Source organism: Morganella sp. Je.2.23, from assembly GCF_051129855.1.
In the GTDB taxonomy this organism is placed as follows: Bacteria; Pseudomonadota; Gammaproteobacteria; order Enterobacterales; family Enterobacteriaceae; genus Morganella; species Morganella sibonii.
The window spans coordinates 1760136-1777227 of sequence record NZ_JBCPSQ010000001.1; the positions used below are offsets into that span (position 1 = coordinate 1760136).

17 protein-coding genes are annotated in these 17092 nt (G+C 50.4%); 7 read left to right on the plus strand and 10 right to left on the minus strand.

Translation table 11 applies throughout. The features are described from left to right. Window positions 1–166: 166 nt before the first annotated feature. From AAZR23_RS08665 to yieE, 5 genes are all read right to left on the minus strand, one after another. On the minus strand, window positions 167–985 hold the full coding sequence (locus AAZR23_RS08665) for an ABC transporter ATP-binding protein (RefSeq protein ID WP_052925936.1): 819 nt from the start codon (window positions 983–985) through the stop codon (window positions 167–169). 1 nt (window position 986) lies between these two features. Continuing rightward, window positions 987–2084: a FecCD family ABC transporter permease gene (locus tag AAZR23_RS08670; protein WP_046894914.1), complete on the minus strand. Its 1098-nt coding sequence runs from the start codon at window positions 2082–2084 to the stop codon at window positions 987–989. Between the two features lie 28 nt (window positions 2085–2112). Beyond that, window positions 2113–3204 carry an ABC transporter substrate-binding protein gene (locus tag AAZR23_RS08675; RefSeq protein ID WP_208323379.1) on the minus strand — a complete coding sequence of 364 codons (1092 nt, stop codon included), beginning with the start codon at window positions 3202–3204 and terminating at the stop codon, window positions 2113–2115. Between the two features lie 335 nt (window positions 3205–3539). Continuing rightward, on the minus strand, window positions 3540–5021 hold the full coding sequence (locus AAZR23_RS08680; RefSeq protein WP_166708176.1) for an amino acid permease: 1482 nt from the start codon (window positions 5019–5021) through the stop codon (window positions 3540–3542). 187 nt (window positions 5022–5208) lie between these two features. Continuing rightward, window positions 5209–6075, minus strand: coding sequence for a DNA-binding transcriptional regulator YeiE (yieE, locus tag AAZR23_RS08685; protein ID WP_046894911.1), 867 nt, complete (start codon window positions 6073–6075; stop codon window positions 5209–5211). A gap of 181 nt (window positions 6076–6256) precedes the next feature. Between yieE and AAZR23_RS08690 the strand changes: the two genes are divergently transcribed. Together AAZR23_RS08690 and nfo are read left to right on the plus strand one after the other, a co-directional pair. After that, on the plus strand, window positions 6257–7345 hold the full coding sequence (locus tag AAZR23_RS08690) for a YeiH family protein (protein WP_166708177.1): 1089 nt from the start codon (window positions 6257–6259) through the stop codon (window positions 7343–7345). 106 nt (window positions 7346–7451) lie between these two features. Next, window positions 7452–8294, plus strand: coding sequence for a deoxyribonuclease IV (gene nfo / locus AAZR23_RS08695; protein ID WP_166708178.1), 843 nt, complete (start codon window positions 7452–7454; stop codon window positions 8292–8294). A 6-nt stretch (window positions 8295–8300) separates the two neighbouring features. Here the strand turns inward: nfo and fruK are convergent, their stop codons facing one another. Beyond that, window positions 8301–9239 (minus strand): 1-phosphofructokinase, encoded by a 939-nt coding sequence (fruK, locus tag AAZR23_RS08700; protein WP_046894908.1) that lies wholly within the window; start codon window positions 9237–9239, stop codon window positions 8301–8303. Between the two features lie 238 nt (window positions 9240–9477). Here fruK and AAZR23_RS08705 point away from each other — a divergent pair, with 238 nt between their 5' ends. The 3 genes from AAZR23_RS08705 (at window position 9478) to yeiP (ending at window position 12029) form a co-directional block, all read left to right on the plus strand. Next, a complete protein-coding gene (locus AAZR23_RS08705) occupies window positions 9478–9900 on the plus strand; it encodes a nucleotide triphosphate diphosphatase NUDT15 (RefSeq protein WP_046894907.1) in 423 nt (140 codons plus the stop codon). Window positions 9901–10057: 157 nt separating this feature from the next. After that, on the plus strand, window positions 10058–11305 hold the full coding sequence (mtr, locus tag AAZR23_RS08710; protein ID WP_434691919.1) for a tryptophan permease: 1248 nt from the start codon (window positions 10058–10060) through the stop codon (window positions 11303–11305). Window positions 11306–11456: 151 nt separating this feature from the next. Then, on the plus strand, window positions 11457–12029 hold the full coding sequence (gene yeiP / locus AAZR23_RS08715; protein WP_046894905.1) for an elongation factor P-like protein YeiP: 573 nt from the start codon (window positions 11457–11459) through the stop codon (window positions 12027–12029). 90 nt (window positions 12030–12119) lie between these two features. On the opposite strand, the gene AAZR23_RS08720 is transcribed toward yeiP, so the two are convergent. Together AAZR23_RS08720 and AAZR23_RS08725 are read right to left on the minus strand one after the other, a co-directional pair. Beyond that, window positions 12120–12458, minus strand: a complete 339-nt coding sequence (locus AAZR23_RS08720) for a type 1 fimbrial protein (RefSeq protein WP_434691922.1) — start codon at window positions 12456–12458, stop codon at window positions 12120–12122. Window positions 12459–12635: 177 nt separating this feature from the next. Next, window positions 12636–12965 (minus strand): type 1 fimbrial protein, encoded by a 330-nt coding sequence (locus AAZR23_RS08725; protein WP_046894903.1) that lies wholly within the window; start codon window positions 12963–12965, stop codon window positions 12636–12638. Window positions 12966–13323: 358 nt separating this feature from the next. Here AAZR23_RS08725 and AAZR23_RS08730 point away from each other — a divergent pair, with 358 nt between their 5' ends. Both AAZR23_RS08730 and mepS read left to right on the plus strand, forming a co-directional pair. Then, on the plus strand, window positions 13324–14043 hold the full coding sequence (locus AAZR23_RS08730) for a phosphatase PAP2 family protein (protein WP_434691924.1): 720 nt from the start codon (window positions 13324–13326) through the stop codon (window positions 14041–14043). Between the two features lie 327 nt (window positions 14044–14370). Beyond that, entirely contained in the window at window positions 14371–14925 is a 555-nt protein-coding gene (mepS, locus tag AAZR23_RS08735) for a bifunctional murein DD-endopeptidase/murein LD-carboxypeptidase (RefSeq protein ID WP_107678733.1), read from the plus strand. A 113-nt stretch (window positions 14926–15038) separates the two neighbouring features. On the opposite strand, the gene AAZR23_RS08740 is transcribed toward mepS, so the two are convergent. Together AAZR23_RS08740 and AAZR23_RS08745 are read right to left on the minus strand one after the other, a co-directional pair. Then, window positions 15039–15383, minus strand: a complete 345-nt coding sequence (locus AAZR23_RS08740) for a hypothetical protein (RefSeq protein WP_046894901.1) — start codon at window positions 15381–15383, stop codon at window positions 15039–15041. A 512-nt stretch (window positions 15384–15895) separates the two neighbouring features. Then, the gene (locus AAZR23_RS08745; RefSeq protein WP_046894900.1) at window positions 15896–17080 is read right to left on the minus strand and encodes a Bcr/CflA family multidrug efflux MFS transporter; all 1185 of its coding nucleotides are present in this window, start codon (window positions 17078–17080) and stop codon (window positions 15896–15898) included. Between the last annotated feature and the right edge of the window lie 12 nt (window positions 17081–17092).

A 17092-nucleotide genomic window follows, 5' to 3' on the forward strand; every position in this document is an offset into this window, starting at 1 on the left:
ATTTTATTATTACCTTTTATAAGGCTATTTGTTTTTATAAATCAAACTATACAGAAAACAATGTATTATCAGCGCATAAAAATATATACGATATGCAGATAATCATCCTCTGCGAAAATATATTCCGCAGAGAATAAAAAAGAATATGTAATATAAACCGGTTTTATTATGCCAGCGATGCAACTGCCCGCGGCACCAGACCATCAATCACAACATGCGGCACAGCCTGTGAGCAGTGCTCAATACGACCGCGTACGCCATAAACTGTTGCCAGGCTATCCGGAGTAATAACAGATTCCGGGTCACCTTCCGCAATTAAATTTCCGTCTTTCAGCATTAATATATGATCGCCGTGACGCAGTGCGATATTAATATCATGGACAACCACTACCGTAATGATATTCCGGCGTTGTGTTTCACGACGAACCAAATCCATGACGTGATACTGATAATTTAAATCCAGTGCGCTTAACGGCTCATCCAGTAATAACAGTTCCGGCTGGCGGATTAATGATTGTGCCAGTCCGACTAATTGTTTCTGACCACCGGATAACTGATCCAGATAATGCAGCGCCAGATGTTCAATGCCCAGTTGTGACAGCAGAGACATAACTTCCTGCTCACTGTCCCGGTCTGACACACCGCCGGATGCCCGCTGTGCAACAATGACTGATTCCAGTACATGCAGATGCACACCCGCAGGCAGTGTCTGCGGCAGATAAACCACCTGCTTCGCGCGCTCGGCAAAATTCATCCGCATCAGGTCATGTCCATCGAGCAGTAACTGCCCTTCGGCTTTATTCAGTCCGGCCAGAGAGCGCAGAAGCGTGGACTTTCCGCTGCCGTTCGGCCCGAGCAGCACAGTAATTTTACCATGCGGCAGTGGTTCAACACTCAGATCTTCAATGATTTTCCGTTTCGGATAACCGGCATTGAAGTGTTTAATCTGTAACCCGCTCTGAGCAGACATTGCATTCAAATCCATCTTACATGCTCCCTTTATGACGCAGGATCATGCTCAGGAAGAACGGCACACCTACCAGTGATGTCACAATACCAACCGGAATAATCACCCCCGGAATCAGGTTTTTCGAGGCAATGGACGCCATCGACAATACCAGTGCCCCGATTAACGCACTGGCAGGCAGATAGAAACGGTGATCCTCGCCAAACATCATACGGGCAATATGCGGCGCGACCAGGCCGATAAAGGCAATCGGGCCGACAAAGGCCACTGCCAGTGCAGTCAGGATACTGATGCGCAGCAACGTGCCGAGACGCAGACGGCGCACATTAATCCCGAAACTGACAGCCCGGTCTTCACCCAGACGCAGTGCGGTCAGCTTCCACGAGTTACTCATGGAGAGCGGCAGCAGGATGGCAAATGCCAGCGTCATCACACCCAGTTTCACCCAGGTGGCGCGCGCCAGGCTGCCCATCGTCCAGAAAACCAGACCCTGTAAGGTGTCTTCTGTGGCGATAAACTGCATCATTGAAACCAGTGCGTTAAAGGTAAAGACCATGGCAATACCGAATAACACCACACCAGAGGTTGCCACGCGTGTCCAGCGGGTGATGCCGTCAAGCATCAGCGCGGAAAACAGGGCAAAAATAAAAGCGTTCGCGGAAACAAACCACTGATCCGGCACGCCGGGAATACCGATCCCGAGGACTATCGCCAGCGCCGCACCAAACGATGCGGCGTTGGAGACGCCGAGGGTAAACGGACTTGCCAGCGGGTTATTGAGGATGGTCTGCATTTCTGCCCCGGCAAGGCCGAGAGACATACCGACCACCACCGCCATCAGGGCATACGGCAGACGGATTTCCCAGACAATCACACGGGTGCCCGCCGACACGCTTTCCGGCGACACGAGGGTCTGCCAGAGCGCATCGAGGGTCAGCCCGGAAGGGCCCATGGTAAAATCGAGCACCACCGTACAGAGTATTACCGCAACCACCGCAAACATCCACATCAGCCGCCTGCGCAGTAAACGCCGGTAATGTGATTTCACATCACAGCTTAATTCACCGTCTGCCTGTTCCGGCTTGGTCTGTAGCATTGCTTCTGTGGTAATACTCATTATTCAAATACCTGCTGACTACTTAAAATTATTTACCGCTGACCCAGTATGTTCCGGTTGGTTCGACAGCCAGGAACTGACTGTACATGTCATCCATGGTTTTCTTCGGATCCAGATCTTTAAACTGCTCCGGATAGAACCACTTGGCAAAGACCTGGGCGGCAATCACGTTATAAGGTGAGTTATAATAGTTGTGCCAGACCGCATAGTCACGCCCTTCTTTCACCGCCGTCAGCGTATTGATACCCTGACGTTCTGTAATGGCTTTCAGGCTGTTTTTTGCATCAGCTTCTGTCGCCTGAGCACCCAGCTGAACGCCCGCATCGGTGCTGCCCGGTGCTTTCGCGCCGCTCACCAGATAAATATCCGGATCAACCGCAATCACTTTTTCCAGGTTCATCGTGCCCAGCGGAGTCGGCAGAACATCTTTGGCGATATTTTTACCGCCCGCGACATCGATAAAGTTACCGAGGTTACCGTTACCGGCTGTACCGCAGCAGTCAGGGAAAGAACCGGCACGCAGATCAATAAAGACAGTCGGTTTTTTGTCTTCAGGGATGTTGTCTGTCACATCGGTGACTAACTTCATCTGTTTCTGATAGAAATCTTCAAAGGCTTTGGCTTTTTCTTCACGGTGCAGCACTTTACCCAGCACACGCATACCCGGCAGGGTATTTTTCAGCGGTTCATTGCGGAAATCCACAAATACAACCGGCACGCCCGCTTTTTCCAGCTGACCAACCAGTTCACTGTTTTTACCCGGTCCGTGACCGGCCAGACCAAAAATAGCCACATCCGGATTGAGGGTTAATACTTTCTCTGCACTGACGCTGTCAGCCGTGGTATTACCAATCAGCGGGATCTTGTCGATTTCCGGGAATTTAGCTTTGTAGACAGCATAAGACTGCGGGTCGAGTTTGCGGAAGTCACCCTGCCAGCCTGCAATACGCGCCAGCGGTTTATCCCCTTCCAGCAATGCCACCGCGTGGATCATACGCCCTTCCCCTAACAGGATGCGCTCCACTTTTTCCGGTACTTCCACTGTACGGCCTGCGGCGTCAACCACCGTTTCTGCCCATGCTGCGCTGCTCATCAGAACAGCCCCTGCTGCCAGGCTCATGGTCAGCCCTTTTGCTACAGATACTAATTTCACGTTACCGACTCCTGTTATCTGTCAGAAATTGGCGTTAACAATAAAGCAAATAAGAACTCTTATCAATACGGAATAATTATCTTCCTCATTACAATATTCGTTATCACCGGGAGTTATCGATATATCGAAAGATTATCTAAAGGAAATACACTTAATAAGCAGATAAAACGACTGACTTAACGAATAAATGTAGTTTCAACCCCGATGATGCCCGTGCAAAACCGGTAACGATAAACATAAAAAAAACCTGACCAACATAGTCAGGTTTTTTATCAATTTACGTTATCTGTCACAAAACCGGGTTATTTATGACTGGCAGGAAAGTCCATTTCGCCGTAGCGGACAAACTTAGTACGCTTAACAATTTTATAACCAAACCAGATAGCGAAGAACAACGGCAGACCGATATACGTCGCGACCACACCGACCCAGTCAATCTGATCCTGAAGGAACGCTTCGTAGTTCTGGCCGAGAGTAATGGTCAGACACAGGATAAAAGCGAAGATCGGGCCGACCGGGAAGAAACCGGAGCGGTACGGCAAATCGTTCAGGTCATAACCCTGCTTAATATAGCCCTTACGGAAACGGTAGTGACTGATAGCAATCCCCAGCCAGGCGATAAAGCCGGTCATCCCCGAGGCATTCAGCAGCCACAGATAGACAGACTGGTTACCGAACATCGATGTCAGGAAACAGAGTGCGGCGATCACAGTCGTGGCAATCAGTGCGTTACGCGGCACACCGCCTTTGGACAATTTACCGAACAATTTCGGTGCTTTGCCGGATTTTGCTAGGGTGTACAGCATACGGGTGGACGCATACATCCCGGAGTTACCCGCAGACAGTACCGCTGTCAGAATAACCGCATTCATTACAGCCGCCGCAGAGAGCAGACCGGCGCGTTCAAACACCAGGGTGAACGGGCTGACGCTGATATCAGTTTCATCATTACGCAGCAGGTTCGGGTCGGTGTACGGGATAATCAGACTGATCACCAGAATCGCCAGCACATAGAACAGCAGGATACGCCAGAACACTTTGCGCACTGCTTTCGGAATATTTTTAGCCGGATCTTTGGATTCACCGGCAGCGATACCGATAAGTTCAGTTCCCTGGAAGGAGAAACCGACAATCATCGCCACCCCGATCATCGCGGCAAACCCGCCTTTGAACGGTGCCTCACCGATAGTCCAGTTGTGCCAGCCGGCCCCTTCCCCGCCTTTCATGATACCGGTGATCATCATCACACCGACAATAATAAACAGGATAACGGTACTGACCTTAATTAAGGAGAACCAGTATTCTGCCTCACCGAACCCTTTTACAGAGATAAAGTTAAGCAGGAACATGATGGCCAGAAACGCCGCACTCCAGACCCAGCCCGGGATCTGATCCGCCGGGAACCAGTAGGTCATCACCAGCTGTGCCGCCACAAGGTCAACCGCGATAGTCACCGCCCAGTTGTACCAGTAGTTCCAGCCCAGTGCGAAACCGAAGCCTTCATCCACATATTTGGCGCCGTAGGTGGCAAAAGAACCCGATACCGGCATATAGGCCGCGAGTTCACCGAGGCTGGTCATCAGGAAATAAACCATCAGACCGATAATGGCATACGTTAACAGTGCCCCGCCGGGACCGGCCTGGGCAACTGTGGCACCGGAGGCGACAAACAGCCCGGTACCGATAGATCCGCCGATGGCAATCATCGCCAGATGGCGCGCTTTTAATTCACGGCGCAGTGTCTGCGGTTGTTCACCCGCGGTTTGATTTGCTTGCTGAGACATTACAATCCTGTTTCATGTAGTTATTTTTCATCCACTGAGCGTGATTGTAGCGAAATCCCCGGGCAGTACCCAGCAAATATGCGGCATTATAAGATACCTGCATAATCGATGCGGAATTATAAGCACCCGGCTTATAATTGCCTCCGCTGCCCGCCGGAAACCGGCGGCAGAAGAAACAGATGCCGCATCAGCGGCAATAGGTCAGGAAGGTATTAAGGGCGTTGGAGATATGTTTCTGGCGGTGATAGATCCGGAAAAGGGTGCGGTTCAGATTCAGTCCGCGGATTTTCACTTCAGACAGCAGCCCGTTATCCAGCTGTTCCGCTATTACACGCCGGGACAGACAACTGACCCCGCGGCCGAAACGCACCGCGTGTTTGACGGCTTCGGAATTCCCCAGCTCCATTTCCACACGGAAACCCGGCAAACGGTTAAACAGAATCTGATCCAGCACTTCCCGGGTACCGGAACCGCGTTCACGCAGAACCCAGGCCACATTTTTCAGGTCGTCCGGCGTGACATTACTCTTCCCGCTGAGCGGATTATCCGGACTGCAGAAGATCACCAGTTCATCTTCCAGCCAGGGCTCCGTAATCAGTTCCGGTGAATGGCAGACACCTTCGATAAGCCCCATATCCGCACGAAACTCCAGCACGGCTTTAATCACTTCCTCAGTATTAGAGATGAATAATTCAACCGGCGTATTTTCATGTACCGCACGGTATGCCCCCAGCATTTCCGGCAGCATATAGTTGCCGATGGTGGTGCTGGCAGCAAAACGCAGTGCTCCCGCATCGGATTTAAACAGCTGTTCAATTTCACCGGCCTGCTCCAGCAGGGCAATGGCTTTCGGGTACAGCAGCCGCCCGTGTTCATTGGTCACCAGGCGTTTACCGACCCGGTCGAACAGCTGAACATTGAGCTGATTTTCCAGATCCGTCAGAGAGGCACTCACGGCGGACTGTGAAAGCGCTAACTGCTGGGAAGCTTGTGTCGTCGAACCGGACTTCTGAACTTCTGTAAAGACTTCGAGCTGTCTCAGTGTGATGCGCATGGCAAAGCGCTCCCTTATTTCATTCCGATTATTATCATCATATTAACATTATACTTATAATTTAACATTGCCATTACCGCTAACCTGATTTTTAGATTAATTATAGAATTATTATCAATTTTAAAAATATTACGCTTTCCGCTATGCTTTGCACATTGTTATTCCTTTTTGTGAGTTACTTATGTCTGAAAGTCATATCAAATCTGAAAAAGCCCGCCATACAGCAAAACCGATGTGGCTGAGACTGCTTCCGGGCTTTGTCCTGGCAGGGGTTCTGACCACTGCCTCGATGCTGCTCGGGGAAATGCCCTGGTTTATCAACCTCGGACTGGGCGCACTGACACTGGCTATTTTGCTGGGAATTATCGCCGGCAACACTGTTTATCCGCATATCAGACCGCAGTGCGAAGCCGGGGTGGGTTTTGCCAAACACTATTTTTTACGGGCGGGGATCATCTTGTACGGCTTCCGTCTGACGTTCCAGCAAATTGCTGATGTCGGGATCAGCGGCGTCATTATTGATGCGGTAATGCTGGCCAGCACCTTCCTGATCGCCATGTATATCGGTCGCAAATGGTTCGGGCTGGACAGAGAAACCGTCATTCTGATTGGTGCCGGCAGCAGTATCTGCGGCGCGGCGGCGGTGATGGCAACTGAACCGGTCGTGAAAGCACCGGCAAGTAAAGTGGCGGTTGCGGTCTCCACCGTGGTGATTTTCGGCACCATCGGTATCTTCCTGTACCCGTGGCTGTTCCATCTCAATGCCGCACTGGGCTGGCTGCCGTTCACCGATATGAGTTTCGGGGTATATGCGGGGTCTTCCGTGCATGAAGTGGCTCAGGTGGTGGCGATTGGTCACACCATCAGCCCGGATGCGGAAAACAGTGCCGTGATCAGCAAAATGATCCGCGTGATGATGCTGGCGCCGTTCCTGCTGATCCTGTCGCAGTATCTGAGCCGTCAGAAAAGCAGCGCCGGAGGTGCAGCGAAAGAAAAATCCAAAATAACCATTCCGTGGTTTGCCGTCTTCTTTATCCTGGTGGCCGGATTTAACTCTTTCCATCTGATCCCGGAGGTGATTGTCCGCCAGATTATCGTGCTCGATACCATTCTGCTGGCGATGGCGATGGTGGCTCTCGGTCTGACCACGCATGTCAGCGCAATCCGTCAGGCCGGTATCAAACCGATGCTGATGGCACTGGTACTGTTCGTCTGGCTGATTGGCGGCGGTGCGGCAATCAATCTGCTTATCCCGCTGATCACCGGCTGATCCTGCCTTTCTTTCTGCGATATCCCGGTTGTGCGGCCGGGATATCCTGTCACTGCATTCTCCGGTTCCTTATGCCATAATCGGCACCAAAGAAGGAGAAAAACCAATGAAATATGTCGGAGCACATGTCAGCGCCGCCGGTGGTGTTGATCAGGCGGTTATCCGGGCGCATGAACTGGGGGCAACCGCATTTGCCCTGTTCACCAAAAATCAGCGCCAGTGGAAAGCTGCCCCCCTGTCTGAAAACGTCATCGCGGCTTTTAAGGCTGAATGCAAAAAATACGGCTACGGCCACGGGCAGATCCTGCCCCACGACAGCTATCTGATTAACCTCGGGCATCCGGAAACCGACGCACTGGAGAAATCCCGTGAGGCATTCCTCGATGAATTACAGCGCTGCGAACAGCTCGGTATCGACCGGCTGAATTTCCATCCCGGCAGTCACCTGAATAAGATTGAAGAAAAAGCGTGTCTGGCACGGATAGCAGAATCAATTAACATCGCGCTGGATAAAACCCGCGGCGTAATTGCCGTGATTGAAAATACCGCCGGACAAGGCAGTAATCTCGGGTTCCGCTTTGAGCAACTGGCCGCCATTATTGAGGGTGTGGAGGATAAATCCCGTGTTGGTGTCTGTATTGATACCTGCCACGCATTTGCCGCCGGGTATGATCTGCGGACACAGGACACCTGCAAAGCCACATTTGCGGAATTTGAAAGCATCGTCGGATTTGAGTATCTGAAAGGCATGCACCTGAATGATGCCAAAAGCGAATTTGCCAGCCGCGTTGACCGCCACGACAGTCTCGGTCAGGGTAAAATCGGTAATGCACCGTTTGAATTTATTATGAAAGATAACCGGTTTGACGGCATCCCGCTGGTGCTGGAAACCGTGAATCCGGACATCTGGGCACAGGAAATAGCCTGGCTGAAATCGCTGGCAAAATAACCCGGTTTATACCACCGGGCTGAGTTTGATTTTTGCCATCATCGCCGCCAGTTCGGCACGGTCACGGACACCGACGCCGGGCTGGCTCACTGCCAGTGCAGACACCGCAGTGGCCATACGCAGCGTATGTTCGCTGCTCTGACTCATCAGCAGACCGTAAACCAGGCCGCCGACCATCGAATCCCCCGCACCGACGGTACTTATTACCTCACAGTGCGGCGGCAGTGCACGCCAGGCGCCGGACGCATTCACCCACAGTGCTCCCTCCTGCCCCAGTGAAATCACCACATGGGCGATCCCTTTATCACGCAGGGCATGCGCGGCATGAATCACATCTTTCAGCTCCGGCAGCGGTTTCCCCGCCCAGATTTCAAGCTCATGGCGGTTGGGTTTCACCAGCCACGGCGTGGCTTTCAGGCCGGCCACCAGCGCCTCACGGCTGCTGTCAAAAATAATGCACGGGCACAGCTGGCGCAGGCGGCTCATCCAGGTGGTAAACCACGCGGGGTCCACCCCTTCCGGCAGGCTGCCGCTGACGACCACCATGTCGAACTGTCCGAGCCAGGTCAGCGAATCCGCCATAAACTTCTGCCACTCGCTTTCAGTGATACGGAAACCGGAAAAATTCAGATCCGTTACCGAGCCGCTGTTTTCGGTCAGTTTCACATTGATCCGGGTGCGTCCCGGAATCACATGGAAGCGGTTTGCCAGCCCGTTTTCACTGAAGAAATGCTGGAACTCTTCCTGATTATCTTTCCCCAGAAAGCCGCTGACAGTCACATCCACACCGAGGTCACGCAGGACTTTGGCAACATTAATGCCTTTTCCCGCAGGATGTAACCCGACCGTTCTGACACGGTTCACCTCGCCCGGGACAAGGGACGGACACATCCCGACAAGGTCATAGGCCGGATTTAAGGTAATTGTGGCTACTCGACGGGTCATCAGCCGGGTGCTCCCTCTGTTATTTTTGGCTAACGGGTTATAATCATTAGTAATATTGTGCGGCAGGATACAATAACCGCTTTTGAATCGTTTCAGTTATAACACACACACGCGGATATTCTATGCTCTGAATCATTCAATTTGCAGGAAGAGGCTGTCAAAAACAGACAGGCTGTCACTCCGGCGGGCGGCAGTGTACCATAGCGCCCGCAATCTGATTAAAAAGAAGGAAAAAATAATGCCTGTCGTCGTCGGTACCGGAGTGGTTATTGTGAACAGCAAAGGTGAGGTGCTGCTGGGTAAACGCAGCGGTAAACATGCGCCTTACTGGTCCATTTTCGGGGGACATGTTGATCCCGGTGAAACATTTGAGGCCTGTGCTGTCCGCGAAATTCAGGAAGAGATCGGCATTACTCTCACTGATCCCAAAGTCATCGGGCTGTGCAATAACCTGGAAACCTATCAGGCAGAAGGTAAACACACGGTATCTGTCTGCCTGCTGGCGCAGTATGACAGCGACACCCTGCCGGTTATTCAGGAACCGGATAAATTTGACGGCATTATCTGGTGTTCTCCGGATAATCTGCCGGAGCCGCATTTTGAGGCCAGCCGCAATGCTATTCATCTGTGGCGGACCGGTCAGTTTTATCTGACAAAATAATCCGTTATCTGCCGTGCCGGACATCCGGCGCGGCAATTGCTTATTTATCACTCAATCACACACAATTACGCTGATTTATCGGTTTATCCGCTTTACAACCTTTTTTTGCCGCCGTATCATCAAGCTAGTACACGGAGCTGAGTAACCGGAGGATTTAATGAGCAGCGACGCAATAACACAAACCAAACGCCCTTCCGTCCTGGGCGGTGCCATGATTATCGCCGGTACCGCTGTCGGTGCAGGCATGTTTTCCATCCCTGTGATGACGGCCGGTGTCTGGTTTACAGGCTCTGTCCTGCTGCTGATTTACACCTGGTTCTGTATGTATACCTCCGGACTGATGATCCTTGAGGCGAACCTGAATTATCCGTCCGGTTCCAGCTTTCACACGATTACCAAAGATCTGCTGGGTAACGGCTGGTCGGTGATTAACGGTCTGTCGATTGCTTTTGTGCTCTATATTCTGACTTATGCCTATATTTCGGCAGGCGGTTCGATGCTGCAGGAAAACCTGGCAGCACGCGGGCTTGATATCACTCCCGCCATGAGCGGCATTTTCTTTGCCGTTGTGGTGGCTGTCATTGTCTGGATCTCAACCAAAGCGGTAGATCGCCTGTGTACCATTCTGATCGGCGGTATGGTGATTGCTTTCGTGATGTCCGCAGGAGGAATGATCACTGAAGTGAAAACCGCGGTGTTATTTAACACGCAGGAGCCGGAAGCCCGCTATCTGCCGTATGCGCTGGTGGCACTTCCGTTCCTGCTGACGTCATTCGGTTTCCACGGTAACGTCCCCGGGCTGGTAAAATACTACCGTAATGATGCGAAATCCGTGGTACGCAGCCTGCTTATCGGCTCCCTGATTTCGCTGGTGATCTATATCTTATGGCAGTTAGCCGCCCAGGGTAACGTCCCGCGGGAAAACTTTAAGCAGATTATCGCGGAAGGCGGCAATATCACCGCACTGTTAAATCAGATGAAAGCCGCAATCAGCAGTGATACCACCGTGCAGTTACTCAATGCATTCAGTTATATGGCGCTGGCCAGCTCATTCCTGGGAGTCTCTCTGGGGCTGTTTGATTATATCGCGGACTTCTTTAAATTTAAGGATAACGGCACCGGCCGCCTGAAATCTGCTGTGTTTACCTTTGTTCCGCCTGCGATTCTGGCGGTGCTGTACCCGAACGGTTTCCTGTATGCCATCGGTTATGCCGGGCTGGCAGCCACTATCTGGGCGGTCATTGTTCCCGCGCTGATGGCAAAAGCCACCCGCCGCCGCTTTCCGGAGGCAGCCTACCGTGTGCCGGGCGGCAATGCGATGATCATCTTTATCATTGTGTTCGGGCTTCTCAACGCCGTGACACATATTTTGTCCATGATGGATCTCCTGCCGGTTTACCGCTGATTTAATCCTGACAGCACACCCGCAGCATTTCTCTGCGCGGGTGTGCTAATTTTGGCTTGCACATTGGAAAAACTGCGAGTAATTTTGTCGCCAATCCGCAGGTCTCAAGGCCTGCTTTACTATTGATATTACTTATGTAACGGGACAAATTATGGCAAAGGCCAATGAAATTAAACGCGGAACCGCAGTAAGCTATAACGGTAAGCTGCTGATGGTCAAAGATATCGATGTCCAGACGCCGAGTGCCCGCGGGGCCAGCACCCTGTATAAAATGCGTTTTACCGATGTCCGTACCGGACAGAAAGTGGAAGAGCGTTTTAAAGGCGATGATATTATCGACACGATCACCCTGACCCGCCGCGCTGTTCAGCTCTCTTATGTTGATGGTGATGAATATGTCTTTATGGATGATGAAGACTTCACGCCTTATCCGCTGAAAAAAGATCAGATCGAAGAAGAACTGCTGTTTATTCCTGAGGAAGGTCTGCCGGGTATGCAGGTACTGACAATGGACGGCCAGGTGCTGGCGCTGGAACTGCCGCAGACTGTTGATATGGAAATCATTGAAACCACCCCTGGTATCAAAGGGGCATCCGCCAGTGCGCGGACCAAACCGGCAACCCTGCCGACCGGGCTGGTGATCCAGGTGCCTGAATACCTGAGTAACGGTGAAAAAATCCGCATTCATATTGCGGAACGTCGTTATATGGGCCGCGCGGATTAATTCCCGCAGCCGGTAAAAACTGCCTGTTACCGGGTTACCGGTTTTCTGCTCTCAGCGGAAACCGGCTGACCCGCCGTCCATTCGCATCCCTCAGAAGTAATCCACCCGCAGATACGCTTCCCGGCGATCTTCATTCAGGACAGAGTAAGACGTGCGCCCCATCGATTGCGGCAGACGTCCCTGAGCAAGTTCACCTTCTGCTGTGTTGTCCTGCATTCTGGCGGGTTCGCCGTTGCGCAGGCAACGGTATTCAAATGACGGCTGACTATCCTGCGGTTTCTCCGCCGTCAGGACACTGACTTCGCAGGCGGTATTCACCACACTGCCGGAGAGCAGAATTGTCCCTTCGCTGATACCGGATGCCGCTCCCGGCAGGATAACTGACAAGCTAAACAACATACCACTGAAAATAGCCTTAAGATGATTCATCACAGGCACCTCACTGTTGTTCCGTCGGACTGACGACCAGCGTGTTAACGTTACCGCTGTACTTGTTATAACGCGCCCGGCACAAAAAAAGAAGCGAAAACCAGCATCGTGGTGTGGTACGTCACACGATTTTCACCGGTTTCTCCGGTATGCATTGATTGCGGGGCGCTGTCTTCATTAAAGATAACTGACAACAACCATGGCTAATTGCTTTCTGCTGTCCAGCCAGTGAAGTTTTGCTTCCCCCATATTGGCCGGTATCAGGTCGGACACGGACCGGGTATTGCGGGTGATAGTCTGAGTATTCAGTTGTTCTTTTTTCATTCCTGAACGGTAACAGCGGGAGCTGATATCATTGATATTAAAGTCCATTGTGCAGGGACCTTCAACAATTGCACCATGGAAAGTGATCACACCGGATACTGAGCGACTTTCACTTTCAGCCGCTGCCGTAACGCTGCTCATTAATAAACCTGCAGCAGCAATAAAGAACTGTAGCTTTTTCATAACGAACCTCTTCGGATAAGTATTCGCGGAAGCAACCCGTTTACCGCGGGATGAAAAATATTCGCTTATTCTTTATCGACAATAGGTCACTAATCTTTACTGAGATATAACAAACAGCCGTATTTTTAGCATGATGACAGAATTATATACTGTAATTTCTTATATCATGATAATAATATGACTTTATTAACTATTCCACCCTCGTCTGCCATGATTATAGACATTAACCAATAAATAACAATATTTACATAAAAGCAACATTATCCTTTTCCCTTTTTATGTATAAACTCATCCCCGCGTTTCTGGCAGACTGAGGCAAAACTTTTGCTAAACTATTTAATTATCTTCAGGTTTTGTTATGGCAGTGCAGCGCTTCACTCGTCCGTTTTTTGTCAGCCTCAGCGGGGTTATGCTGTTTCTTTCCTGGTACCTGCCGGTTGATCACGGTTTGTGGGCAACACCCGACCATACTGTCTTCCGTTTTTTTAATATCCCGCTTGCCGGTAACCATTCTCTGGCCGTATTTATTGCCGTTATTAATAACCGTGCATTTGACCTGGCTGCGCTTCTGCTGATGGGACTGATCTATTACACCGCTTTCCGTAAACAGGACAGCGCCGGTAAACGCAGACTGGTGATGGCGGGGATTGTGATGGTGGTAAGTGCAGTGCTGATTAACCAGGCCGGGCAGGCAATTCCTTTTAACCGTTACAGCCCGACTCGGATGCTCGATTCGGTTCACCGCGTCAGTGATATCACCGGAATCTTTACAAAAGATGCATCAAAAAGCAGTTTTCCGGGTGATCACGGTCTGATGCTGATGATTTTTGCCGCGTTTGTCTGGCGTTATGCCGGATTCCGTTATTTTTCTGCCGCTGTTTTGCTGGTGATTATTTTTTCCCTGCCACGGATAATGGCAGGTGCACACTGGTTCAGCGATATTATGGCCGGTTCGCTGTCATTGACATTAATTACACTTCCCTGGATTTTACTGACACCTGCGGGTGACCGGTGTGTAAATTTTCTGGTACGCCACATGCCCCGGTTATCCGATATTACAAAGAAAATTTCACATTAGTGAAACATTCCGGACATCCTAATCAGATTACCTTACTGACAAGTTTAAGGTTTTGTAAATAACCGGTTTTTTCCCTCGCCATTTCCGGCCCCTTTATGTAGTATCAATTCGTCCAATTATTAGGAATTGATTAATTTTGCCAGTAATTAGATCATTACGGATGGTTGATTAATCCCTTTTCATAAATTGTTCATTGATATTAAACGTGCCGTTCCGCACGTTTTTAGAATAAACATATTGTGCACCCGCGTGGATTTAATTAGTGTAAATATGTTTTGTTTTTAAAGTGACATTCGTCACATAAGGAATGCAAGGGAAAACTCACACATGGTCACATCTCAACCGATTCTGAGATATATCACCCGGATTGTTCCGGCATTGATTATCGCGGCGACATTGTCAGCATGCAGTACATCTCCAAATTCAGCCCGTCAAGTTCAATCTGAAACCCGTACAAACAATTTTATTTTGCAAGCGTCTCAGGATGAATTCGAACAGTTAGTCAATAATGTTGATGTTAAATCCAAACTGATGTCTCAGTATGCCAGCTGGAAAGGTGTGGCTTACCGTCTTGGCGGCACAACCCGTTCAGGTATCGACTGCTCTGCATTTGTCCGCCAGACTTTCCTCGACCAGTTCGGTATGGAACTGCCGCGTTCAACAGCAGAACAACAGTCTGTCGGCACCAGCGTAAAACGTGCCAAACTGCAGGCCGGTGACCTGGTGTTATTTAAAACCGGAAAACGTCAGCGCCATGTCGGTATTTATGTCGGTAATGACAAATTTGTCCATGCATCCACATCAAACGGTGTTATCGTCTCCAACATGACAGATAAATACTGGAATAACCGTTACTACGACGGACGCCGTTTAATTAAATAATACATTCACTCCCTTGCAGTGTATTATTTAAAAAGAAAAAGCTTCCTTTTCAGGAAGCTTTTTTTGTATCTGCATTTTACCGGAGCCGGCTGTCAGACCGGCGGTGTTACACATCAGAAAGGGTAACGGGCAGAAATATTCTCTGCAATGGCTGCCCCTGCGGTTTTCAGGGCACACATTGCCGTGCTCTCATCATCACTGTGTAAAAACAGGCACGGCTCCCCTTCCCAGGTCAGGATCAGACTGTCAATCTGCAATCCTTCCAGATGCGACCGGATGGCGCACAGGGCATCATATGTTGAATGGTGGCCGTGACTCAGTAATTTTAAACCGGTCAGGCTGTCTTCCCTGCTCTGCAAAGGTTCCGGTAACGCCTCTAACCGGCGGCCGTCATCATGACCGGAAAGCCGGTAATGCTGTGGCAGGCGGGAAACAACTGAAAGCGCATTACTATTCACACTATTATCCTGTCATACTGTGCCGGTGAATCATCTTCAATAAAATTTCCGACCCAATCCCTCGAAATTAACGAACATTCACTGTTCACGGATGATGAAAGACCGGCGACTTACTCCCGATCCGGCATAAATGTATTCAGTACTTTTCTGCCGGTTGTTAACAACATCAATCCAATTGCCTCTATTTGTATACTGTTTTGTTAATTTTCTCAACTGATTTATTTTATATCATATAGCTGAAGTTGAATAAATAAGGATATCATTCCATGTATTCATCATTCGATCACCTGTAAATATGATTAAATATCAGTTAATTATACAATTAACGAAAAATAGCGGCGTGTTCGGCATGGTTGTTCGTCATGAAATAAAATTCACATTAATGTAACTTTTCATGATTCAGATCAACCTAATGATGACTGAGTAGTTGTCCGGGGTAATCATTCGACTATTACTGATATTACAGAAATGACCGGCCCGGTAAATTCCGGACCGGCAGCAGAGAAAGGAAATCAGGCAAAACGCCGTGCGTACAATACCAGTGATGCAGCAACCAGAATACAAAGCGCCATCGCACCGACCATCGGCCAGACGGTTGTCATATCAAACGACGCCACCACAGCGCCCACTCCCGCACCGATACCAAACCGCAGTACTCCCGCCAGCGATGAGGCTGTCCCTGCCATATGCGGATAATCATCCAGAATCACCGCCATCGCATTGGATGTGATCATGGCAATGTTCCCCACATAGCAGGCCACGCCAATCATAATGGCAACAAAACCAAGGTCTGCTGATGCGGCCAGTAACAGCCAGCATCCGGCCAGCAGTTGTACCACCAGCCCGGTGCGCAGCATATTCAGCGCACCAAAGCGGCGGACATAGCGGCTGTTGATGGTGGTCATAATAAAGAGAAAAACGATATTCAGTGCAAAGCAGTAGCCGAATTCCAGCTCTGTCAGCCCGTAGAGCTGAATGTAAACGAATGACCCGGCTGATAAAAATGAGAACATCCCGGCAAATGAAAAACCGGATGCCACCATATAACACAGCACACGCTTCTGGCGGAACAAGGTCACAAACTGACCGAGCATAATCCGCAGACGGAACGGCTGACGACGCTCTTTCGGCAGGGTTTCACGGATAAAGAACAACACCAGCAGTGCGGCGATCAGCGCGGCAATCATAATTGTCCAGAAAATCGCATGCCAGCTGAACCAGAGCATCATCATGCCGCCCATGATCGGTGCCAGCAGCGGTGCCACGGTCATCACCAGCACCACAAACGACATACTGCGGGAAAACTCATCTTTGGTGAACATATCCCGCATCAGGGCGTTGATTACCACACTTGCCGCGGCAGCAGCAAAACCGTGCAGCCCGCGCATGCCGATAAACGTACCGATATCCTGCGACATCGCACAGCCTGCGGAAGCTAGGGCAAAAATCAGTGTTCCCCCGAGGATCACCGGCTTGCGGCCGAGCGCATCCGCCATCGGACCGTACACCAGCTGCCCGGCGGCAAAGCCTATCAGATAACTGTTGAGGGTCATCTGGACGTCGCCCTCAGTGACACCAAAGTCACGGGCGATGGTCGGCATGCTTGGCAGATACATATCGATAGCCAGCGGCATCAGCATCGATAACAGACCCAGAATAAAAATCAGGCCGAAATAGGCCGAACGTTGCACTTGCACGCCTGTTACTCC